General features: G+C 57.3%; 20 protein-coding genes, 2 tRNA genes and 1 pseudogene. 4 read left to right on the top strand and 19 right to left on the bottom strand.

Annotated features, from left to right (window positions below):
* Positions 1–6 precede the first annotated feature (6 nt).
* The 6 genes and pseudogenes from AABE20_RS10715 to AABE20_RS10685 all read right to left on the bottom strand — a co-directional run bounded on the left by AABE20_RS10715 (position 7) and on the right by AABE20_RS10685 (position 6,107).
* The gene (locus AABE20_RS10715) at positions 7–489 is read right to left on the bottom strand and encodes a phosphoribosyl-ATP diphosphatase (protein ID WP_338333050.1); all 483 of its coding nucleotides are present in this window, start codon (positions 487–489) and stop codon (positions 7–9) included.
* Positions 486–1,274, bottom strand: coding sequence for an imidazole glycerol phosphate synthase subunit HisF (gene hisF / locus AABE20_RS10710; protein ID WP_338333049.1), 789 nt, complete (start codon positions 1,272–1,274; stop codon positions 486–488). The genes AABE20_RS10715 and hisF overlap by 4 nt, the downstream gene beginning before the upstream one ends.
* Positions 1,268–2,607 (bottom strand): annotated as a pseudogene (gene hisA / locus AABE20_RS14395) (1-(5-phosphoribosyl)-5-[(5-phosphoribosylamino)methylideneamino]imidazole-4-carboxamide isomerase). Before hisA ends, hisF begins: the two are co-directional and overlap by 7 nt.
* A complete protein-coding gene (gene hisH / locus AABE20_RS10695) occupies positions 2,607–3,263 on the bottom strand; it encodes an imidazole glycerol phosphate synthase subunit HisH (protein ID WP_338333046.1) in 657 nt (218 codons plus the stop codon). Before hisH ends, hisA begins: the two are co-directional and overlap by 1 nt.
* 137 nt (positions 3,264–3,400) lie before the next feature.
* Positions 3,401–3,997 carry an imidazoleglycerol-phosphate dehydratase HisB gene (gene hisB / locus AABE20_RS10690; protein WP_165991186.1) on the bottom strand — a complete coding sequence of 199 codons (597 nt, stop codon included), beginning with the start codon at positions 3,995–3,997 and terminating at the stop codon, positions 3,401–3,403.
* Between the two features lie 58 nt (positions 3,998–4,055).
* On the bottom strand, positions 4,056–6,107 hold the full coding sequence (locus tag AABE20_RS10685; protein WP_338333045.1) for an NAD(+) synthase: 2,052 nt from the start codon (positions 6,105–6,107) through the stop codon (positions 4,056–4,058).
* A 180-nt stretch (positions 6,108–6,287) separates the two neighbouring features.
* Between AABE20_RS10685 and AABE20_RS10680 the strand changes: the two genes are divergently transcribed.
* A tRNA-Gly gene (locus AABE20_RS10680) sits at positions 6,288–6,362 on the top strand.
* A gap of 403 nt (positions 6,363–6,765) precedes the next feature.
* Here AABE20_RS10680 and AABE20_RS10675 read toward each other — a convergent pair.
* The gene (locus tag AABE20_RS10675; RefSeq protein WP_338333044.1) at positions 6,766–7,464 is read right to left on the bottom strand and encodes a hypothetical protein; all 699 of its coding nucleotides are present in this window, start codon (positions 7,462–7,464) and stop codon (positions 6,766–6,768) included.
* A gap of 126 nt (positions 7,465–7,590) precedes the next feature.
* Complete coding sequence (locus AABE20_RS10670) at positions 7,591–8,031, bottom strand: hypothetical protein (RefSeq protein WP_338333043.1); 441 nt, start codon at positions 8,029–8,031, stop codon at positions 7,591–7,593.
* 403 nt (positions 8,032–8,434) lie between these two features.
* On the opposite strand from AABE20_RS10670, the gene AABE20_RS10665 reads away from it, so the two are divergent.
* A complete protein-coding gene (locus AABE20_RS10665; protein ID WP_025826862.1) occupies positions 8,435–8,704 on the top strand; it encodes an HU family DNA-binding protein in 270 nt (89 codons plus the stop codon).
* A 91-nt stretch (positions 8,705–8,795) separates the two neighbouring features.
* On the opposite strand, the gene AABE20_RS10660 is transcribed toward AABE20_RS10665, so the two are convergent.
* The 9 genes from AABE20_RS10660 to AABE20_RS10620 form a co-directional block, all read right to left on the bottom strand.
* On the bottom strand, positions 8,796–10,037 hold the full coding sequence (locus AABE20_RS10660; protein WP_338333042.1) for an MFS transporter: 1,242 nt from the start codon (positions 10,035–10,037) through the stop codon (positions 8,796–8,798).
* A 399-nt stretch (positions 10,038–10,436) separates the two neighbouring features.
* A complete protein-coding gene (locus AABE20_RS10655; protein WP_338333041.1) occupies positions 10,437–11,201 on the bottom strand; it encodes a hypothetical protein in 765 nt (254 codons plus the stop codon).
* 34 nt (positions 11,202–11,235) lie between these two features.
* A complete protein-coding gene (locus tag AABE20_RS10650; RefSeq protein ID WP_338333040.1) occupies positions 11,236–12,720 on the bottom strand; it encodes a hypothetical protein in 1,485 nt (494 codons plus the stop codon).
* Between the two features lie 56 nt (positions 12,721–12,776).
* On the bottom strand, positions 12,777–13,505 hold the full coding sequence (locus tag AABE20_RS10645) for an FkbM family methyltransferase (RefSeq protein ID WP_338333039.1): 729 nt from the start codon (positions 13,503–13,505) through the stop codon (positions 12,777–12,779).
* Positions 13,506–14,240: 735 nt separating this feature from the next.
* Positions 14,241–14,315 (bottom strand) — tRNA-Gln (locus tag AABE20_RS10640).
* Positions 14,316–14,384: 69 nt separating this feature from the next.
* Positions 14,385–15,044, bottom strand: coding sequence for a TetR family transcriptional regulator (locus AABE20_RS10635; RefSeq protein WP_338333038.1), 660 nt, complete (start codon positions 15,042–15,044; stop codon positions 14,385–14,387).
* A gap of 71 nt (positions 15,045–15,115) precedes the next feature.
* Positions 15,116–15,937 carry a pyrroline-5-carboxylate reductase gene (proC, locus tag AABE20_RS10630; protein ID WP_338333037.1) on the bottom strand — a complete coding sequence of 274 codons (822 nt, stop codon included), beginning with the start codon at positions 15,935–15,937 and terminating at the stop codon, positions 15,116–15,118.
* Between the two features lie 2 nt (positions 15,938–15,939).
* Positions 15,940–16,440, bottom strand: a complete 501-nt coding sequence (locus tag AABE20_RS10625; protein ID WP_338333036.1) for a type III secretion system chaperone family protein — start codon at positions 16,438–16,440, stop codon at positions 15,940–15,942.
* Between the two features lie 60 nt (positions 16,441–16,500).
* Positions 16,501–16,791, bottom strand: a complete 291-nt coding sequence (locus tag AABE20_RS10620) for an accessory factor UbiK family protein (protein ID WP_338333035.1) — start codon at positions 16,789–16,791, stop codon at positions 16,501–16,503.
* A 420-nt stretch (positions 16,792–17,211) separates the two neighbouring features.
* Between AABE20_RS10620 and AABE20_RS10615 the strand changes: the two genes are divergently transcribed.
* The gene (locus AABE20_RS10615; RefSeq protein ID WP_338333034.1) at positions 17,212–18,141 is read left to right on the top strand and encodes a DnaJ C-terminal domain-containing protein; all 930 of its coding nucleotides are present in this window, start codon (positions 17,212–17,214) and stop codon (positions 18,139–18,141) included.
* Between the two features lie 74 nt (positions 18,142–18,215).
* Here AABE20_RS10615 and AABE20_RS10610 read toward each other — a convergent pair whose 3' ends face one another.
* The gene (locus AABE20_RS10610; protein WP_338333033.1) at positions 18,216–18,629 is read right to left on the bottom strand and encodes a hypothetical protein; all 414 of its coding nucleotides are present in this window, start codon (positions 18,627–18,629) and stop codon (positions 18,216–18,218) included.
* 174 nt (positions 18,630–18,803) lie between these two features.
* Between AABE20_RS10610 and AABE20_RS10605 the strand changes: the two genes are divergently transcribed.
* The gene (locus AABE20_RS10605; protein ID WP_338333032.1) at positions 18,804–19,127 is read left to right on the top strand and encodes a hypothetical protein; all 324 of its coding nucleotides are present in this window, start codon (positions 18,804–18,806) and stop codon (positions 19,125–19,127) included.
* 24 nt (positions 19,128–19,151) lie between these two features.
* Here the strand turns inward: AABE20_RS10605 and AABE20_RS10600 are convergent, their stop codons facing one another.
* Positions 19,152–19,904 (bottom strand): 2OG-Fe dioxygenase family protein, encoded by a 753-nt coding sequence (locus tag AABE20_RS10600; RefSeq protein ID WP_338333031.1) that lies wholly within the window; start codon positions 19,902–19,904, stop codon positions 19,152–19,154.
* Between the last annotated feature and the right edge of the window lie 5 nt (positions 19,905–19,909).

Genomic DNA, 19,909 nt, shown 5'->3' with positions numbered 1-19,909 from the left:
GTGGGGTCAGTCCTGTTTTGTTGTGTCTGGTGTGGGAACGTCCGGTGTTGTCAGGGACGGCTTGGGGCGGGAGGCTTTTTCGGCAATGCCGCTTGTGCCTTCGCGCCGGGCCAGTTCGGCCCAGACTTCGTCGGGGGTAATGCCTGCATTCACCCACATGACAATCAGGTGGTAGAGCACATCTGCACTTTCCCCCACCAGCAGGTTGGTGCGGCCAGCCACGGCTTCGATCAGGCACTCCACGGCTTCCTCGCCAAACTTCTGGGCGATCTTGTATGTCCCGCGTGAGAGCAGGCGGGCCGAATGGCTGACCGATGGGTCTGCATTCTTGCGGCTTTGCACAACATCATACAGCCGGTTCAGCACAGAGGCATCGGCCTCATCGGACGGGGTGGGCAGGTCCTGAGTTTCCGCCACCTTGGTTTTTTTGGCCTTGATGGTTTTTGTCTCGGCTTTGGTAGTGGCTTTGGACGGAGCTTTTTTGATCATGACGTCTGACTGACCTGAAAAGGAGCGGGGGAGGGGCGGACCGGCAGTCCGGCATTGGTCAAAGCCTGTTTGACCTGCGCAACCGTAAACTGCCCAAAATGGAAAACACTGGCGGCCAGCAGCCCGGTCGCCCCGGCCTTGGCGCCTTCTACAAAATGGTCAAGCGTGCCAACGCCGCCAGAGGCCACAATGGGTAGGCGCACGGCCTGCGTTGCCGCGCGCAGCAGGTCCAGATCAAACCCGCTGCCCGTGCCATCGCGGTCCATGGAGGTCAGCAGGATTTCGCCCGCACCGCGTTCGGCGGCCTGTTTGCACCAGTCTATGGCGTCCATGCCCGTGGGGGTGCGGCCGCCATGGGTAAACACTTCCCACTTGCCCGGAGCGCTCTGGCGCGCATCCACGGCCACAACAACACACTGGCTGCCAAACTTGCGCGCGGCTTCGCTGATCAGTTCAGGGCGGGAGACGGCGGCCGAGTTCATGGCGCATTTGTCCGCGCCAGCCAGCAGCAGGCGGCGCATGTCGTCCGTTGTGCGCACCCCCCCACCTACGGTCAGGGGCAGAAAAATTTTTTCCGCCGTTCTGCTGACCACGTCCAAAATGGTGTCCCGGTTTTCGTGGCTGGCGGTAATGTCCAGAAAAGTCAGCTCATCCGCTCCGGCGGCATCGTACACGGCGGCCTGTTCAACCGGGTCGCCCGCATCACGCAGGGAGACAAAGTTGACCCCCTTGACCACCCGGCCATTTTTAACGTCCAGACAGGGAATAACGCGTAGCTTTAGCATCCGCTCAGCACTCGCAGGGCTTGCTTGGGGTCAATGCGCCCATCATACAGCGCGCGACCAACAATAACACCTTCTATGCCCGGTGTGGTGTTGGCTGCTGTGCGCAGGGCGGCAAGGTGGTCCATACAGCCAACGCCCCCGCTGGCAATAACGGGAATGGATACGGTGTTGGCCAGTGCCACGGTCTGTTCGATATCCAGCCCTTCAAGCATGCCATCGCGGCTGATTTCGGTAAAAATAATTGCGCTCACACCGGCGTCCTGCATGCGCAGGGCAAGGTCGGTTGCCTGCATGTCGGACACTTCGGCCCAGCCCTCGGTTGCGACAAGGCCCGAGCGTGCATCAATCCCCGCCACAATGCGGCCGGGGAACGCCTTGCAGGCTTCGCGCACCAATGCGGGGTTTTTGACCGCGACCGAGCCTAGAATAACGCGGGTAATGCCCGCCTCCAGCCATGCGGCAATGGCGGCCATGTCGCGCAGGCCCCCGCCAAGCTGGACCGGCACATGGGCTGCGGCCAGAATGGAGCGCACGGCGTCGGTATTGGCGGATGCCCCGGCAAATGCGCCGTTCAGGTCCACCACATGCAGCCATTCAAAGCCTGCCGCCTGCCATGCCGTGGCCTGTGCGCCGGGGTTGTCGGAATAGACGGTTGCATCGTCCATTTCTCCACGGCGCAGGCGCACGCAGGCCCCGTTTTTAAGGTCGATGGCCGGGTACAGGGTAAGCGGGCGGGAGGGAGGGAGTGTGGTCATGGTGTGGGACTGGCTTCTTGTTCGTTATGGGTCTTGGCGGACTGTATAGGCAGGGTATCATCCAGACATTTGGTCAGGAACAGCCCCGGTACGAGCTCGTCCCCCACCCGTGCGTAAAACGGGTGCTGGCCCCAGATGTGGAACCCGGTTTTTTGAAACAGGGCAATGGCGGCGGTCTGTGTTTGCAGCACATCCACGTTCAGAACCCTGAATCCCATGTTGCGCGCGGCATTTTCCACCTCCTGCAACAAGGCAGCCCCCAGCCCCTGCTCACGCGCGTAGGGGGCAACAAACAGATGGGCCAGAGTGATGCACATGGCCTGCAGTTCGTTATTGCGCGGGGCGCGAATAAGCTGCGCGCCACCCACAATAACCCCGTCCAGCCGGATGGCGAACAGCATACGCTCGGGCACGAGCAGCAGACCCCGAAAATAGCGTTCGAGCACCTGCCGCCCCTGTGGTTGCAACCAGCCAAACCCGCCACCGTCCAGAATGGCGGCATCCACGGATTCGCACAGGGCCTGAAGGTCGTCCTCCTCCAGCGAGAGAATACGTTGAACGCGAGGCACGCGGGACATCAGAATGTGGCTTCCGGTTGCCATGCAAGAAAGTTTGCAAGGATTTTGAGGCCCACAGTCTGGCTTTTTTCCACATGGAACTGCGTGCCCGCCACGTTTGCGCGGCAGACAATGGCAGGCACGCTGCCGCCGTAATCCGCACTGGCGAGCAGCACGGCATCGGTTGTGTTGCGCAGGGCGTAGGAGTGCACAAAATAGCCGTGGGGGGCTGGGCCAAGCCCGTGCGTGAGCGGGTGGGGCTTGTGCAGGTTCAGCTCGTTCCAGCCCATCTGCGGCAGGCGCAGGCCGGGGGCTTCCATGGGGGCAATTTCGCCCGCAATCCAGCCAAACCCTTCTGTTACCCCATGCTCCAGCCCGCGCTCGGCCATAAGCTGCATGCCAACGCAGATACCCAGAAAAGGCGTACCCTTTGCAACGGCCTGCAAAATGGAGTCCTTGAGTCCGGCAATGGCTTCCAGCCCGTGTGCACAATCTGCAAAAGCGCCTTGGCCGGGCAGAATAATGCGGTCCGCGCGCCGGACTTCGGCGGGTTCGTTGGTAATGATAACGGAGGCGTTGAGACCCGAAAGCTCGGCGGCGCGCATGGCGGCACGGGCGGCGGAGGCCAGATTGCCCCCTTCGTAATCAACAACAGCAATGGAGAGAGGCTGGGCCATAAAACCCTCCTGGTTCTGATCCTGCGGAAAACCCTGCTTTCCGCCTATGTGTTGGCAAAAAGCAAGGCCGGTTGTCTGTCTGGCCTACCCCATGTTCAGACCCGAACATGGTTGGATCACATGCGCTGCCAGCGCGTTTACAGCACACCCTTGGTGGACGGAATGGCCCCAAGGGCGCGTGGGTCCGGCTCTACCGCCATGCGCAGTGCGCGGGCAAGGGCCTTGAAGGCGGCTTCGGCAATATGGTGGCAGTTTTTGCCTGCCCGCTGGTTTAGGTGCAGGGTCAGCATGGCGGACATGGCGAACGCGCGAAAAAACTCTTCCACCAGTTCCGTGTCCAGCCCGCCAATGCGGTCGCGGTCAAAGGTGGCTTCAAACGTCAGGAACGGACGGCCGGAAAGATCGACCACCGCCTCGCACAAGGCTTCATCAAGCGGGACAAGGGCCGAGCCGAACCGGCGTACGCCGCGCTTGTCGCCCAGTGCCTGCCGCATGGCCTGCCCCAGTGCAATGCCGGTATCTTCCACCGTATGGTGGCCATCAATATGCAGGTCGCCCTTGACCGTTATGTCCAGATCGAACAGGCCATGCTTGGCCAGAGCGGTCAGCATATGGTCAAAAAAGCCGATACCGGTCTCAACCCGAGCCTTGCCAGTCCCGTCCAGAGTCAGGGCAATGGCAATATCGGTTTCGCTGGTAACGCGGTGAACTGTGGCGTGGCGCGATGTTGTCATGGTCCCAGCTTATAGCCCAAGACCGGGCACAATGCCATTCCACGCGCGGGGGGCAGTTTCAGGTTTCGGGCACATGGTCTTCCAGCTCCTTCAGCCACAGGGTTGCGTTGCCATCGGCTGGGGCGCGCCAGTCCCCACGGGGGGAGAGACTCCCCCCCGCCATAACCTTGGGGCCATTGGGCATGGCCGAGCGCTTGAACTGGCTGGTAGTGAAAAACCGGAACATAAAGACCTTCAGCCATTTGCGAATAATCGGCAGCCCGTAGCTTTTCTGGTCATGCGGCAAAAAGCCCGGTGGCCATGCGCCCTGGGTGGCGTCCTGCCATGCCTGTTCGGCCATAAAGGCTATGCGGGCAGGGCCAAAGCCGTGGCGCAGAACGTAATAAAGTGTGAAGTCATGCAAGGCGTATGGCCCGATTGTGTCTTCCGTGCTCTGGCTGGCCCCAGCGGTTGCGGGGATCAGCTCGGGCGAGATTTCGGTCGCCAGTACGGTGCGCAGGACGGTGCAGACATCAGCCGGGAAGTGGCCCGAGGCTATGCACCAGCGGATCAGATGCTGGATCAGGGTTTTGGGCAGACCCGCATTTACGTTGTAATGTGCCATTTGGTCCCCCACACCGTAGGTGCACCACCCCAGCGCAAGTTCCGACAGGTCGCCCGTGCCAATAACAATGCCGTTGTGCTGGTTGGCCAGCCGGAACAGAAAATCCGTGCGTAGACCGGCCTGCACATTTTCAAACGTAATGTCATGCACGGGTTCACCTCTGGCAAAGGGGTGGTCCATGGTCTGGAGCATAAGGGTTGCGGCGGGGCGGATGTCCAGCGTTGCGCGCGTGATGCCCAAATGCGCCATCAGGGCGTTTGCACTGGCCAGTGTCTGCTCCGTGGTGCCAAAGCCGGGCATGGTGTAGCCCCGTATGGCGGTGCGGGGCCAGCCCAGTTCGTCTGCCGTGCGTACGGCCACCAGCAGGGCGTGGGTGGAGTCCAGCCCACCGGATACGCCAATAACCATGCCCGCCGCCCGGCAGCTTTTCAGGCGTTGCTTGAGGGCCGAAACCTGAATGGTAAAGGCTTCAAAACAGTCCTGCTCCAGCCGTGCGGGGTCTGCGGGCACAAAGGGAAAGCGCGAGAGCGGGCGCCGCAACCCAAGGTCGGCCGTGGGGGGAGCGAGTGTAAATTCTATGGCGCGCCAGAGCGGGTCGGGGGTGCCGGTTATGGCCGCGCAATCCGCAAAGGAGCCAACCTGTGCGCGTTCGTGGCGGATGAGTGTCAGGTCAATATCGGCCACCACCGCGCGCGCACCGGAGGGAAAGCGCTCACTTTCGGCCAGCAACGCGCCGTTTTCAAAAATGGCGGTCTGGCCATCCCATGCCAGATCCGTGGTGGATTCGCCTTCTCCCGCAGCGGCATACAGGTAGGCCGCCACGCACCGTGCGGACTGGGAGAGGCAGAGCAGTGTGCGGGTACGAGCCTTGCCCACGGTAATGTCGCTGGCCGAAAGGTTGGCCAGCACGGTAGCCCCCGCCATGGCCTGCGCGGTGGACGGGGGTGTTGGGACCCACATATCCTCGCAGATTTCCACCCCAAGGCAAAAGCCCGGTACGTCGCGGGCTGTAAACAGAAGGTCCACGCCAAAGGGCACGCTCTGCCCACCTGCAAGTATGGTCTGGCCACGGACTTGCGCACCGGGTGCAAAATGCCGCTTTTCGTAGAATTCGCGGTAATTGGGCAGGTAGCTTTTGGGCACCACGCCCAGAATACGCCCCCGGTGCAGCACAACAGCACAATTATACAGGCTGTTCCTATGGCGCAGGGGAGCGCCAACCACCACCACGGGCAGCAGGTCCGCCGTGGCCCGTGCCAGTGCCGCCAAGGCCTTGTCCACCCCGTTCAATAGCGTGCTTTGCTGGAGCAGGTCCTCAATGGAATAACCGCTTAGCCCCAGTTCGGGAAAAACGCACAGGCCAACGCCTTGCTCCGCACAGGTTTGGGCTGTGGCGACAATCTGCTCGCTATTGGCATGCGGGTCAGCAAGGGTGACGGGTGCCGTGCAGGCCGCCACGCGCACAAATCCCTGATGGTACAGAGATCGGAATAAGGACGGGGTCACGGCTTTCCTTCCTTGCCGGGGGTGCATGGTTCTGTCTAGCAGGCGGGCAAAGTGGCCGCCAAGGGCTGGTAAAGTGCTGCTTTATGACAGATGCGTGCAGGGGCATGAAAAAAAAGCGGCTTTTTTGCATTTTCCCTCTTGCGCGATCACGCGCTCCCCCATAAAAGGAGCCCATCTGATGCGGGCGTAGCTCAGGGGTAGAGCACAACCTTGCCAAGGTTGGGGTCGTGGGTTCGAATCCCATCGCCCGCTCCAGATTTTCCTTAGAAAATTTGGGTCGGTTAGAACAGTCCTTCGGGGCCGTTTTTTGCTGACAACGTCTCATGTGACGTTTTTTGTCAGCACGAGGAAGTGTGCTGTCGGATACCAGAGCGCGTTTTTGGCGTGAGGAATGGCGGGCAGGTCGACGTCGAGGTGGCGGAGAAAACTGTCCTACGTTGGTTTATCGGTGCCCCGTGCCCGTCTCGCTCTCTTGCACAAATCGATCAACCGCCTTGCGTGCTAGATCCAATTGATCACCGGATTCTCGACTAGGCGGGCGCGGCGTACAGGTCCCAGTCGTATCGGTTCCGCTCATTTGACGTCCTGTTGCAAACCCCGACTTTGCCTACCCTCGCCGCAATCGTCATATTCTGGCTGTGATCAGTGAGTGCCTACCCTAATGCTCGCGGTGCCAGTCCGAAAATGTGGTGATATGTCCGGGTTTGTCGCGGCGGATGGATTGCGGTCTGTCGCGCATGAGTTCTCCGTCGTCCGCCGTGCCGTGTGTCGCGTGAAGCGACCAGGATTCAGCGCGTTCATTGTCGAAGACGAAGCCGAACCGGTCATCGAGACGGAAGGTGATGAAGTCGGTCCAGTGCTGTCCGCAGGCGACGCCGTTCTGCACGGTGAAGAAACGGCCCGTGACAACAATTCCGTCATAGCCGTCGAGAAAGGGATCGCATTGACCGCCCTCGTCCGCTTTGAAGATGACCTGATCGTTACGGGCTATTTGCACGAACCGATCGCCGCGCTGCTCGAAGATCAGCAAGGGGCGTGCCGAGGCTTCGCCGTGTGGGGCTTCGTCGTCGCGGCCCAGCGCCACGATTTCGAATCTGCGCTGGGGGTGGCCGGTCAGAAGGGTTTCCTGAGTGAGCACGCTGTATCCGCGTGGCGGGTCCGGCAGCATTGCGGGGGGAGGTGTCTGATCCCTCGCGAGGGCGGGCATCGCCAGAGCGGATATCAGGGCGGGTATCAGAATCGCGCGTCGTTTCTTCACCATTTGTGGAGACAGGGTTAGATGCTGGGCTGCCGCTGCACAGGAGCCCAGTTCCACAGCTTTGGCAAACACCTTCATGCTGGTCAGACGGTCGAGCATTCATCATCCCCGGTTGTTAGTGACGTCGTGTTTGGAGAATTTATCATCAAAAAAAATCGGGAATATGCTCAACCCTTCCGCCGTTCGGCAAGTCTAGTTTCTGAGGGAGGACGTCAACATGCCCGTCTATCTTGTTCGCATGACATCGGACGGGAAGACGTAGGGGCTCGTGCCTCTCACCGGCTGGCTGGCGGCAAGCTTTGCGGCGGACGGTCCGATCGCTCGGACCTGTGCATCCCCCTTGGTGTCAGGGAAGGCCACGTAACCGGCGTCGACGTTAAGCCAGGGGCGTTGCAGGCCCTGCCCCTCGGAGAGACGGAAACCCGTCAGGGCAAGGAAGCGGACGATCGCAAAGGCCACGGGGCTTTCGTCGTTGCGCCTCGCATGTCGCATCGCCCTGCCCAACTCCTTGATCTCGGCTACGCTCAGGCATCGTTGCTTCTTCTTCACGGCTAGCTTGCGGGCACCGCGGGTCGGATGGCTTTCGAGCTTGTCGAAGTGGGCGGCCTGACCAAGGACGCTCTGGAGAGTTCCGACGGCGCGTGTGCAAAGCAATGGCGTGTTCAACAATTATTTGTGCCCGAATTCTCCGGCGGTTCAGTATAGGGCACGGTCTTTTTAATGCGACACAGAAATAATAGAAGTTATGAATTTTTTATGTAAATCCTCATGCATGCCAGCGGGGCAGAGTTGTGTAATAACATTAGCTTTGTCTGTAACATTTTACGAATAAGGCGCGTGTGTCTGGCCGCTCTGGTCCATTGCTCTTGGGCTTCTGGGGAGTGCCTGTGTGTGTCTGCAAAGTCACAGATTCCGTTTTTGCTGTTCCCATCGGCAGGAATCGAAAAAGATATATTTTTTATGTTGGTAATTTTCAAAAAATGTGACTACAAGCCGTAAAGCCTTTTAGGCATATCCGTTCAATAATTATCATGTACAAAATTCTGTCTGAAAGGGAGCCAGTAACTCTATGAGCAAGGCCTTTATTGCAGCAGTGATCCAGGATTCGATCAACTGCACAGGGGTTGCCGCCAATCAGGCAGCGAATGACCTTATCGACGCCATTGTCGTTGAACTTAAGCGCGAGGGTGGGTTTACCCTGCCGTCCTTTGGCACGTTTACGGTCCGCAAAACAAAGGCCCGCAAGGCGCTTAACCCCCGCACGGGTGAGCCGGTCAAGGTTAAGGCCGGTAAAACGGTCCGTTTCAAGGCCAGCCCCAACCTGAAAAAAGCTGTCTGAGAAAAAATCAGGTCTCCCCACTCGGTGTGAGCCGGGGCCTGATCAAGCCGCACCAGTAACATGGTGCGGCTTTTTTTGTGGCTATCGGGTTCTATATGGTCTCGGTTGTAACGTCTTCCAGCCTGTCCAGTCTGCGCAGGCCGGGGAACAGGCCCATCCACACACCAGTTACCACCAGTGTGCCAATCCCCCCCAGTACCACGGCTGCAACAGGCCCCATAACCGCGGCCAGCATGCCGCTTTCAAACTCGCCCAACTGGTTGGAAGACCCGATGAACAGCATGTTCACGGCGGAAACCCGACCGCGCATTTCATCAGGTGTGCCAAGTTGCACCAATGCGCCACGCACCATAACGCTCACAACATCCGCCCCTCCCAGAATGGCCAGCATCAGCACGGATACGGCAATGGAGTGGGACAGGCCGAACAAAATGGTGGCAACACCAAAAACCGCTACGGCTGCAAACATCCATCGCCCGGCATGCCGCCCCAGCGGGTGGCGGGCCAGCACGGTAGCAACCAGCAGCGCGCCAATGGCGGGGGATGCCCGCAAAAGCCCAAGCCCCCATGGGCCTGCATGCAGAATATCCGTAGCAAATATGGGCAGCATGGCCGTAGCCCCACCGAGCAGGACGGCAAACAGGTCAAGCGAGATTGCCCCCAGCATGGTGGGTTTGCGGCGCAAAAAGGCAATGCCGCCAAAAACTGCCGCCAGAGTTGGCCGCTGCCGGGGCCGTGCCGGGTTGGTCAGGACCATGGACCACGTGGCCAGCGCGGCTATGCCAAAGCTGAGCGCGCAAAGCGAATAGCAGACCCCAGCTCCCAGACCGTACAAAAGTCCACCAAGGGAGGGGCCAGCAATACTTGCAACCTGAAAAAGGGAGGACGAGAGCGCCGTTGCGCGGGGGAACAGGGCGGGGGGCACAATAGAGGGCAGAAAAGTCTGCTGGGCGGGCATTTCAAACGCCTTGCAGGTGCCAAATATGGCCACCAGCCCATAAATCATCGCCGCACTCAACTGGTGCGTAAAAGAGGCATAGGCCATGAATGCGGCAGCCAGCAGCGCAATGCTCTGGCTGGTCATAACAATGCGTTTGCGGTCGTGCTGGTCTGCCGCGTGCCCCGCGGGGAAAATAAACGCCATCATGGGTAAAAACTGGGCCAACCCCACAAACCCCAGAGCTGCCGCACTATGGGTGAGTGCATAAACCTGCCAGCCAACGGCCACGGCCTGCACCTGCCCGGCAAAGGAGGACAGGGCCCGCGCCCCGATAACGGCCACCAGACCGGGATGGCGCAGGAGGGAGGGGGGAGCGGCAGGGGTATCGGTCATGGCGGGAGGTGCGTTGGATCCAAAAACAAAAGGGAAAGGGCTGTCGGTGTGGGCATGAAGGCGCAGGACACCCCCGAACACCAATCAAAACACCGTATTGGCAAAAATTACAGCCTTGAGTGTGATCGAATGAGTGCTTTGCACTCCCTCGTATATCGCGGGTGTCCGTAAAAATTAAGGGGCAGGTTAGGCCATTGGGCAGTCCGGGGGAGCGTAGGGGGTATCCTTTGAAGGACTCTCTGCTTTTCCAAATGCTAAAAGCTGAAACACGACATACCCGTTTTTGTCAGGTTGAAGCCGTTGGGTGGCAGTGCAACCTGTTACGGTAAGCTGGAAGCGCTTTGCTATGTTGCTACCCAGCTTGCCATAACGGTCAGGCGGACTAATGGAGAATACGGGTCAGGAATGCGATAACTCCGCTTTGCAACGCGCCATATAGGTTTGGAGACTATCTGCGCCATAATTGATTTTTTGGATGAAATGCTGGATTTCTTCCAAATTGGCATGCCGAATAAACATATGCTGGTAATTGAAATCTATGGGACGCCGCCGCCCAAAAGGTAAGGAAGAAAAAGCGATTTTCATATCCTTTGCAGCGAGGGTGCATTTTTTTTCAGGTGTGACGATGCTGTCATGTGCAAGAATATTGAAATAGTTATTGATAAATTGTGTAACAATCTCGTTTCGGAATATCATAATTCCGGTCTGGATCGGTTGAGGTGTGCCTGTTCCTGTTGGCACTATAATATCCGCATCGGGATAAGCCTCTATTTCTCTTTCAATAATATCATGACCGCAGAAAAGGGAGCCTTGCTCAATAAGCACAGTGTAAGCGCTGCCGTTCGCCAGGCCACACATCAACCCACATAATAAAGTGCGAGACCAACCGCTGAGATGGGTATGAGACTGAGCGGCATGTTGATGGTTACGCAGCATACGGATAACATTGATACAGTCATTTTTCGGGAATTTTGGCTGTATTGGCGAGTTTGCATCAATAATGAAAATTTTTTCTGGGTTTGTGAATTTGTTAATACAATAATACCATAAATCAAAGCATTCAACAGACCGAACAAATTCGTTCCCATATACTTTGTAATCCCGCGTTTTATGATTGGCGTACCAGCCTGTAATCACGCTGTAGGATATGTCTGTATTCGTCATGCCTGTGTAGCCTCGTTATGATACGTAATAAACATTATGCTGTTAAAATCATCTTGCGGATTTCATTTTCTTCAGAAGTATGACTTTTGCCATATATATTTCTTAATACCTTCTGCTTGGACAGTTCAGAGTAGAGAAACTCGCATAATTGTACAATGGAGTTCATATCCAGTGATAAAATATCGCATATGTTATAATGATCTTTTAGCAAAGATATGCCGAGATTAAAGACATCTTTCTGGCAGTTGATGCAGTCAAGCTCATGCGCAGAGCGTGTTTCCTTTGACAGAACAGGGATAACATTCTCTTTTGATAGAATGACATCAGTGACCATTGTGTGGTCTGAATAATTGCACATCTCAAGAAGCGTATTTGAAAAATCCGTACGATCCTGATTAACAATGGAATAAAATGTGCATGACTGTGCTGTTTCCGCCGTTGCTTCATACGCCGCTGCGGCAGGCAATTTGTGCAGCATAAGAACGGGAACATTGTGCAGGTCTAATTTCTTTAGAAAATGAGAAATAGACCAGCCTGTTCCACAAATATCAACAACAAGAGCATCCTGTGTAATAAGGTGCCGCCCATACTCCAGATAATCGTGTGACGGATTTATTTTTGTCAAACGACTGGTGTAAAAATAAATGCTATCAAAAGTTAGCCCAAGCCGCCTGCTTATTTCCGTAAACAGAGGAAGCCACATTTCGCAATCGCGACTGGAAAAAAGAATGGACCGCTTGTTGAGTTTTTCAGCCGCTCTGGCTAGCGCAATGCTTGCCAGCAGGAAAAGCGGAAAATTCAAATTAGCCTGAATCAGCTGAACTGTACGCAAATCCTGATTGGCGTTCCACGTTCTCAGCCGTAATTCGCGGCAGAGTTGACCAAGTTGGGGCGCACCGATCTTGATAAAGATGTCTTCAATTGGGGAGGGTTCGGAAATTTTTGTATGAACAGCGGGAATATTAAATCTTCTGGGCATCTCAATGTCAGAATGAGAGTTATCGCCCAGGTGTTGTTCAATCTTTATTTTGCTTGAGATTTCTGGCCAGATATAACCATCCTTCTTTCCGCTATTGCTGACAATAAGGCCTGTCTTGCGCTGATAACCAGCTTTATCCAGCAGGCTCAAAATCTGCTCTTTGTTCAGATACATATCCGAAAGCAGGAGATCTCCATGCCGGACCTGAGCGATGTTTTCTAAAATTGGAATAATATTGTCATGCTCAATGTCAATTTCCATGCGCTTGACAGGATCCAGAGCGCGCGGGGTGGTCCCCATAAGGCGCGCGATCTCGGTATAGATGGTGTTAAGGTCATGTGGAGCATGCATAACGTTCTGTTCGGCCTGACGCCGAATGGACGCAAAATCTTTAATGCCAGATTTTGCTTCAATCTGGCAAAAAATATCAACGGCCTGAACGCAGCGTCTGGCAATCAGGGTATCAAAGATATCAAACGTACGAATACAGGGACGACCATCCGGGGTCTTGTCTGGAGCTTCAGTCTTATATTCGGACACGGTACGAAGATATCCTTCTCATTAATAATGTAGAATACGGGTCTGGAGTTTTTTATTCAAAGAGAGAGGCGTGTGAATATCAGATTAATATCTGTCCGGGCCTGAAGCTTATACGAATGGCTTTCCATAAAACTGATCAGTTTTTGTGTATTCCCTTTCATAAAATGCTCACTGGGTTCGCACTGTATAATAAAAGGTTTGAAACGTTCAAAATCAATGCTGCTAATAATATCGTAGTCAAGCCCTTCACAGTCAATGGAAAGGAAGTCAACGTTATTTACATTTTCAAGAAGAGTATTGATATGGATATTGGGAACGCGCACATTTTGAGAAATGCCACCATGGCCAAAGAAGTTTCCAAAGCTATGAATATGATCGGGATTGAGGGAAGAGAGTTCGGATGCCTGTGCAACATGGAAGACAAGCTCTGGAGCATGCAGGTTGGAAATTGCACATTGGACGACTGTATCGCGCGGGCGCACTCTTTTTAGATCAGCAATAAGATTGGGATCAGCTTCAATTAAAAGACCGTGGGCTGCATATTTTTTATATAAAAGATAGGTGTTGCTTGCGTATATTGGGTGGTTTGCGCCTATTTCAATATAAAATACATCGCTCATGGAACGCTTTTCGCGAAGCAACTGTGCTCTCAGCAGTGATGAGATAATAATATCTTCACCATCTTGGGAATATGTTTCTGGGCAGCACGGAACATTGTCACTTATTGGAGAATTTTCTAGCGAGTGGAGCTTGTTCTCTTCAAGAATAAACTGATTGCTGATCATTTGTGTTCTCTTTATTGTAAGTGCAGTGTGGCATGCGCAGATGTTATTCCGAAAGCGGAAAATATTAAAAGCCATTTGGCAGTGCAAAGGATCTAGATTAGCAAGATTATAGCGTATCAATCAATTTTTGAAAACCTGCGGCACATCGGGCCTACAGCATGTCAATCAGGCTCAGGGCCTCTTTCTTGGCGCAGTTAAAGAGTGTGTTGTGGTGCACAGGTTCACTTGTGGTGGTGGCCTGTGAGCGGGCACAGTTTTGCTTTGAGCACACCAGATGGAGTTGATCTGGCTGCAATTTTTATTGGTGCAGGGTGTCCCTCGCGTGGCAGAGCGCCGGAGAGTATGTACGTAACATGGAACGGGATTGAGCGGGAAAATGCGCCGAAAGGAGAGGGGTCTTACAAGGCCCTATGCACGCGTTTTATTCTCTGGGACCGCCTGAGCGGGAAACAGACGGCCGCATCGAAAGCCGTGGAGGCGGCCGCTCTCGTGCAACAGGGAAGAGAACCGCCTGTCTTCCGCCGAAGAAGGATAGGGGACGCCTCTATAAAACGCCACCTTGTTGAAAACACGATGACAAACAACAAAGACCAGTGACAGACCGCAACATGATTAAGGCTGCGCTCTCACATTTTCACGCCCCACGGCACAGCTTAGGCAAAGCATAGGGTTTCCATCCAGCTTCTGCGTTGGGAAGGATGGGCGCACCATAATGGAATGGGAAAAAACAGGTTCTGGCTGGGGCGGGAGGATTCGAACCTCCGCATGGCGGAATCAAAATCCGCTGCCTTACCGCTTGGCTACGCCCCAATGGCCTGAACTGCCTGCGCCCCTTTTAAGCTAAACAGGGTTCGGTCGTAAAGGCCGCTTGTTGCTAAATTAGTGCTCTTGTGCCGATATTGTGGTGTTGGCAAAGCTTACGTCCATATCCGCCACGTCATCCAGATCGGCCAGACCGTCCTGAGTGGCGTTTTCGTCTGCCCCGGTGGGGAACAGGCCAAACCGGCCCGCCTTGTCCAATGCCTGATCAAGAGCGGCCATGGTGCTGCCCATATCCGGGCTTTCGTCCTTTTCCCACACGCGCAGGGTATGGGTCCATACAGCGACCAGCATGTTCACGCGGACAAAACCGAACACGCCGTTGGCGTTCACACCCGCGGCATCGGCCATCCAGCGCATGCTTTCCACCGTAGCGCCACCAAGCAGCAGCGTCAGGGCCGGGTCCATGGGCAGGCTGCGAAAAACCGACTGTAGCCCGCCCCGATACTGCTGGAACACGTCCAGCCTGCGCATAAGCAGGTCAAACAGGCGTTCGCGCACCGCACCACAGATCATGTCGTCCGCCAAAGCCACATCATCGGCCAGACGGCCAAGGCGGAGCAGAATACTGGCCTTGAGTGGAAAACGCCTCCGGGCCTCGGGCAGGGGCAGCCCTGCCTCACGGGCTGCCGCCAGCACGGTAACGGAACCCCAGCCCCGGTCCTGAGCCAGTGTTAGGGCAGCCGAGACAAGGGCTGTGTCAAAGTCGTCATTATCCATATCAAAGACCTGTCGCATGAGCGGTAAGGAGCAGGGCGCGCACGGCACCTGAGAGAATGAGGAAAAAGAAATTAGCTGGCCAGTTCGCGGGCGCGGTGCACGGCGGCGGCAATGGCTGCGGAGGTTGTGGCGGGCCACGCCTGCGGGGCCATCATAATTTTGAGCGCTTCGGCTGTGGTGCCGCCGGGGCTGGTCACGTTGCGGCGCAGTTCTGCCGCATCGGTTGGCAGGGTGTGCAGCATGCAGCCCGCGCCATACAGGGTGCCACGGGCCAGCTTGCGGGCGACCTCGGCTGGCAGGCCTTGTTCGACCCCGGCTTTTTCCAGCAGTTCGGCCATTAAAAACACATAGGCCGGGCCACTGCCGGAAATGGCGGCAACGGAGTCGATCAGTCCTTCCTCCTCCACCCACACGGTTTCCCCCACGGCTTTGAGCAGCGCATCGCAATGGGCTTTTTGTTCGGCAGTGGCGTTGGCGGGGGCGTACAGCCCGCTCATGCCAGCACCCAGCGCGCACGGCGTGTTGGGCATGGAGCGGATAATAACCGGGTTGGCCTGTGCATTGGCCTGCACACAGGTTGCGTGCAGGCTGGCAATGGTGCGCCCGGCCATGACAGACAGCAGCGTTGCCTGCCCAAAGCGCTGGGCCAGTTCTGCCAGAACCGGGTCGGCCTTTTGCGGTTTGACCGCAACAATAACAACGTCAGGCGCAAAATCGGCCGGAACGTCCTGTATGGTCCGCACAATACGGTGGGGGGCGGGCAGGTCCGCCATGTGGCGGTCAATAATAACGGAGGGCGCCAAACCGGCGCCAAGCCAGCCTTCAAGCATGGCGCCACCCATTTTGCCGCACCCGACAAGCAGAATGGAGGGAAGGGGGAAATGCTCGGTCATGGTCATGCCTCTCCGTGGCAGTCCAGCATGGCCGAGGCCAGCGCATCCGCCGCACTCAGCCCGCCAGTCAGGAAAAAGCGCAGGGCGGGGTAAAAACGCTCGCACTCGGTCAGGGCGATGTCGATCATGTCTTCAAAAATGTCGGTCGCGGTTTCCGTGCCGCGCAGGAGCAGGGCGTGGCGGAACAGCAGCACCCCATCCTCCGTATCCACGCTAAAATGGCCAACCCAGACCTGTTCGTTGGCAAGGCCGATCAGCTCGTACAGGGCCAGACGCATGTCCGGGCTTACGCGCAGGTCAAAGGCGCAGGTGAACAAAATGGTGCCCAGCTCGGCCGACCACGAAAAGAACAATCCGTAGTCGCACCATCTGGCCGGGGCTTCGGCCGCCATTTCGGTCGGGGTGCAGCGGTCAAAGGTCCACCCATGCCCGGCCATGACCTGTTCCATCAGGTCCAGCGGGTTGGTGGGTGGGGTGGTGGAGCCGGTTGTCAGGGCTGGCATGGCATGACTCCCGTGCCTGCGGTCAAAAACAAAAACGGGACGGTCGCTGGCGCGCGGGTTTTAGTGCGCGCCGTGCTGGTGGCCACCGGTCAGGTGTTGTTCCAGTGCTTCTACCCGGGCTTCCAGTGCGGCCATGCGGCGTTCGGCCTCTTCCTGACCAATACGCGCCTGTGCTGCCAGTTCACGCATGACTTCAAATTCTTCGCGGCGGACAACCTGCAGGCTGGTCAGCACTTCGTCCACACGGCTGCGGACAATGGCGTTCATTTCCTCACGTACGCCGGTCAGTGCGGATACGGCACCTCCGGCAACACCTGCAAGATCATCAAAAAAGCGCGGTTTGTCAGCCATGCGGGGGTCTCCAATCAATCCGTTATGAGCGACCAACAGCCTGTTGCTGTCTGGCGTAGCGCTCTTATGGTCCCGACTTTATAAAGAATAAAGCGCCAGCCGGACAGAGGCCATGCCCCGGATTCCATTTTTGTGGCGCAGTTTATCCGCATGGCGCACACGTGGCTTTCGTTCACACTCCATTGACCGCTTGGGGTCGCGTTCCCATTATTAGAGATAACAGTTGAAAAACCGGAGCGCGCAGCCAACACGCATCAGGTGGGCGCGCCCGTGGTATGGAGACAGCAGTATAATGAGCACAGTCTTGGCGGAGGATTTTTGCAAACCCCGCCTGAACGCACTTTTTAGGGCGGTGGCTGGTTGTGGGCCGCGCACGGTGCGGCCCGGTAACGGTAACAGGATGGGGGAAGGGACGGCTGCATGAGTGATCGCGATCCGTATTCAGTATTGGGCATTGCCAAAACAGCCAGTCAGGATGACATCCGCAAGGCTTACCGCAAGCTGGCCAAAAAATATCACCCCGACCTGAACCCCGGCGACAAAAAGGCCGAAGAGGAATTTAAGGCGCTCAATCAGGCCAATGACCTTTTGTCCGATGCGGACAAGCGCGCGCGTTTTGACCGGGGCGAGATTGATGCCTCCGGGCAGGAACGCCACCCCGGTTTTGGCGGTGGTGGCGGTTTTGGTGGCGGCGGCTTTGGCGGTGGTTTTGGCGGCGCGGGCGGGTTCCGCCCCGGTGGCCCCGGCATGGGTGGCTTTCAGGAAGAAGACCTTAACGACCTGTTCGGCGGCATGTTTGGCGGTGGTGCGCGTGCGCGCCGGGCCGGACCGCGCAAAGGGGCGGATCGCTCCTTCGCACTCAATGTCAGCTTTCTGGATGCGGTTAATGGCGCCACGTCCCGTGTGAACCTGCCCGATGGCGCCACGCTGGACGTGCGTATTCCGCCGGGTATGGAGGATGGCAAGGTCCTGCGCCTGCGCGGTAAGGGCATGCCCGGTGTGCAGGGTGGTCCCGCAGGGGATGCGCTGATTACCGTAACCGTGCTGCCCGATGCGACCTTCACGCGTGAAGGTTCCGACCTGCGCGCAACCCTGCCCGTGGACATCAAAACCGCCGTGCTGGGTGGCCCCATTATGGTGCCAACCCCAACAGGCACGGTTAAGATGAACGTACCCGCCGGGTCCGATACCGGCACCGTGCTGCGCCTGCGTGGCAAGGGTGTGCAGGCCCATGGCGGCAAGGATGCGGGTAATCTTTACGTGCGTCTGGAGGTCAAGGTCGGCAAGGCCGATGCCGCACTGGAAGCGTTTTTGAAAGACTGGACGCCAGAGGCCGCCGTTAACGCGTAACGCTCATCCTCCCACGCGCGCAGGCGTGTGGGAGGGTACGCTCTGGCAGGGCGGCCAGCAGGCCGCCAAGGGGGTCAGGGGTCGTTGCGGTACACCGGAACGTCCACCTTGTGCCCGTTCGTGTTGGTGATCAGGATATGTCCCGCGTTGGGGGAAATCAGGGTCATGGTCATGGTTGTGTCATGCTGGGTGCCCGTCCAGGACGCGCCGCTTTTTCTGGCAAGGCTGAACCGGTTTTCGCCAATGGTTGCAGCAAAAACGTCTGGCACACTGACCAGAAGCCTTGCCGCAGGCCCCAACGCCTTGTTGGCTGCAACCGTAAAGGCGGGCACTTCCGCCCGAACGGTCCATGCCCCCATAAAGGTGGCCGTGGGGTAAGTGGTTTCAGCCTGTGCGGGTGTTGGGGTGGGGGCTGCTGTGTGTGGGGCGGCCATTGCCGGAGCGGCTGCCAGCCCCAGCACGGCGGAACAAAGAAGAATATGTTTCATGTCTGCTTCCGTAGCACAAAATAAGGTCCGGTCTATGTGGCGTGTTTGTTCAGGCCGCGTCCAGTGCTGGCACCGAGGGGCAGATACCCTGAACCGCTTGACGAACCCCCATGACAGGACCAAAAAAACAGGACCCTTTTCGGTCTGCATGACAACCACGTGGAGAACAGCATCATGAGTGAGCAGGAAACACAAGGCCGTGTTGACGGGACCGCTCCTCTGCACGATGGGCAGACCCTACCGGCACCGGCCACAAACGCCACCCCGCCCAGCAGCGAGACGGTTCACACGCAAACGCACGAGGCACTGGCTGAGCCGGTGCATGTGCTGCCTGCCTCCCAGCCAGACAAGCCCGCCCCGGTCCAGCACCCGGTTGCCCCACCTGCGCGCGATCCGGGGATGACGTTCAAGGAGTTCTCCCAGATGGCGGGAGCACTGGTGTTTGTTATCTGTTTTGTAGCCCTTGGGCTGCACGCCATTTATTACGCGGGCTACTAAGACCCCGCCCGGCTCATCCGCCGCCTATTCGTGGCGGAGGGTTACCACCAGCACATCGCGGTAAGCGGGGCGGTTGGGGTCTACGGGTTGGACGGGCGTAACACCGTGGTAAACCCTGTTGTCATTCACAACCGCTGTGTCCAGCGGGTTGGTCAGGGTAAAGCTGCCAACCTGTTTGTGGCTGAGGTCGTGGATGGATGTTTCCCCCCGTGCCACGTTTTCCCGCCGGACCATCACAACAAAAACCCAGTCCACGCCATCACGGTGCAGCCCTTCGGGGGTTGGGCAACCTGCCGCATCGGGCCGGGCTTCAATACGGAATTGGTGTATTTCCGTGTGCCATGCGTTGGGCCTGCGCTCGGGCGGGGTCATGTCCGTTATCACGCGCAGGGCCAGCCGTAGGATGGCCATAAGGGCCGGGTGCTCGCCAAGAGCGGGCAGAACGGGCTTGAACCAGCGTTCCACGCCGCCATTAAGCGTATTGTAGTCCCGGCTTTGGTAGTGGGGCTGGTGGGGTTTGCGTGTAATTGCCCCCTCGGTCAACGAGAACGTGGCGTAGCGCCTGCGCCGGTAGCGCCCGCCATCGGCCATGTAACGGTCCATGCCCAGATCGTTCCAGCTTGCGGCAAAGTCCTCCCACCCGACCAGCCCATCGGCCTCCAGCACGGCCCGCATGGCCTGAGCCTGAAGGAAGGCAAAGCCCTCCTCCGCCAAAGGTGTTTCCAGAGTCTGGATAATATTGCCCGCAAGGGTGGCCGCAAAAATAGGCTCGGACATGGGAT

The organism is Acetobacter zythi, from assembly GCF_963921165.1.
Classification (GTDB): Bacteria; Pseudomonadota; Alphaproteobacteria; order Acetobacterales; family Acetobacteraceae; genus Acetobacter.
Note: the sequence above shows the minus strand (reverse complement) of the source record. Positions and strands in the feature narration are given on the sequence as shown.

What these genes read in the sequence shown, in the direction of transcription:
- AABE20_RS10610 (WP_338333033.1), bottom strand. Translation starts at nt 18,629, where the DNA reads ATGAAACATATTCTTCTTTGTTCCGCCGTGCTGGGGCTGGCAGCCGCT.
- AABE20_RS10605 (WP_338333032.1), top strand. Translation starts at nt 18,804, where the DNA reads ATGAGTGAGCAGGAAACACAAGGCCGTGTTGACGGGACCGCTCCTCTG.
- hisB (WP_165991186.1), bottom strand. Translation starts at nt 3,997, where the DNA reads ATGACAACATCGCGCCACGCCACAGTTCACCGCGTTACCAGCGAAACC.
- AABE20_RS10620 (WP_338333035.1), bottom strand. Translation starts at nt 16,791, where the DNA reads ATGGCTGACAAACCGCGCTTTTTTGATGATCTTGCAGGTGTTGCCGGA.
- hisF (WP_338333049.1), bottom strand. Translation starts at nt 1,274, where the DNA reads ATGCTAAAGCTACGCGTTATTCCCTGTCTGGACGTTAAAAATGGCCGG.
- proC (WP_338333037.1), bottom strand. Translation starts at nt 15,937, where the DNA reads ATGACCGAGCATTTCCCCCTTCCCTCCATTCTGCTTGTCGGGTGCGGC.
- AABE20_RS10665 (WP_025826862.1), top strand. Translation starts at nt 8,435, where the DNA reads ATGAGCAAGGCCTTTATTGCAGCAGTGATCCAGGATTCGATCAACTGC.
- AABE20_RS10675 (WP_338333044.1), bottom strand. Translation starts at nt 7,464, where the DNA reads ATGCTCGACCGTCTGACCAGCATGAAGGTGTTTGCCAAAGCTGTGGAA.
- AABE20_RS10715 (WP_338333050.1), bottom strand. Translation starts at nt 489, where the DNA reads ATGATCAAAAAAGCTCCGTCCAAAGCCACTACCAAAGCCGAGACAAAA.
- AABE20_RS10660 (WP_338333042.1), bottom strand. Translation starts at nt 10,037, where the DNA reads ATGACCGATACCCCTGCCGCTCCCCCCTCCCTCCTGCGCCATCCCGGT.
- hisH (WP_338333046.1), bottom strand. Translation starts at nt 3,263, where the DNA reads ATGGCCCAGCCTCTCTCCATTGCTGTTGTTGATTACGAAGGGGGCAAT.
- AABE20_RS10635 (WP_338333038.1), bottom strand. Translation starts at nt 15,044, where the DNA reads ATGGATAATGACGACTTTGACACAGCCCTTGTCTCGGCTGCCCTAACA.
- AABE20_RS10615 (WP_338333034.1), top strand. Translation starts at nt 17,212, where the DNA reads ATGAGTGATCGCGATCCGTATTCAGTATTGGGCATTGCCAAAACAGCC.
- AABE20_RS10625 (WP_338333036.1), bottom strand. Translation starts at nt 16,440, where the DNA reads ATGCCAGCCCTGACAACCGGCTCCACCACCCCACCCACCAACCCGCTG.
- AABE20_RS10600 (WP_338333031.1), bottom strand. Translation starts at nt 19,904, where the DNA reads ATGTCCGAGCCTATTTTTGCGGCCACCCTTGCGGGCAATATTATCCAG.
- AABE20_RS10655 (WP_338333041.1), bottom strand. Translation starts at nt 11,201, where the DNA reads ATGACGAATACAGACATATCCTACAGCGTGATTACAGGCTGGTACGCC.
- AABE20_RS10645 (WP_338333039.1), bottom strand. Translation starts at nt 13,505, where the DNA reads ATGATCAGCAATCAGTTTATTCTTGAAGAGAACAAGCTCCACTCGCTA.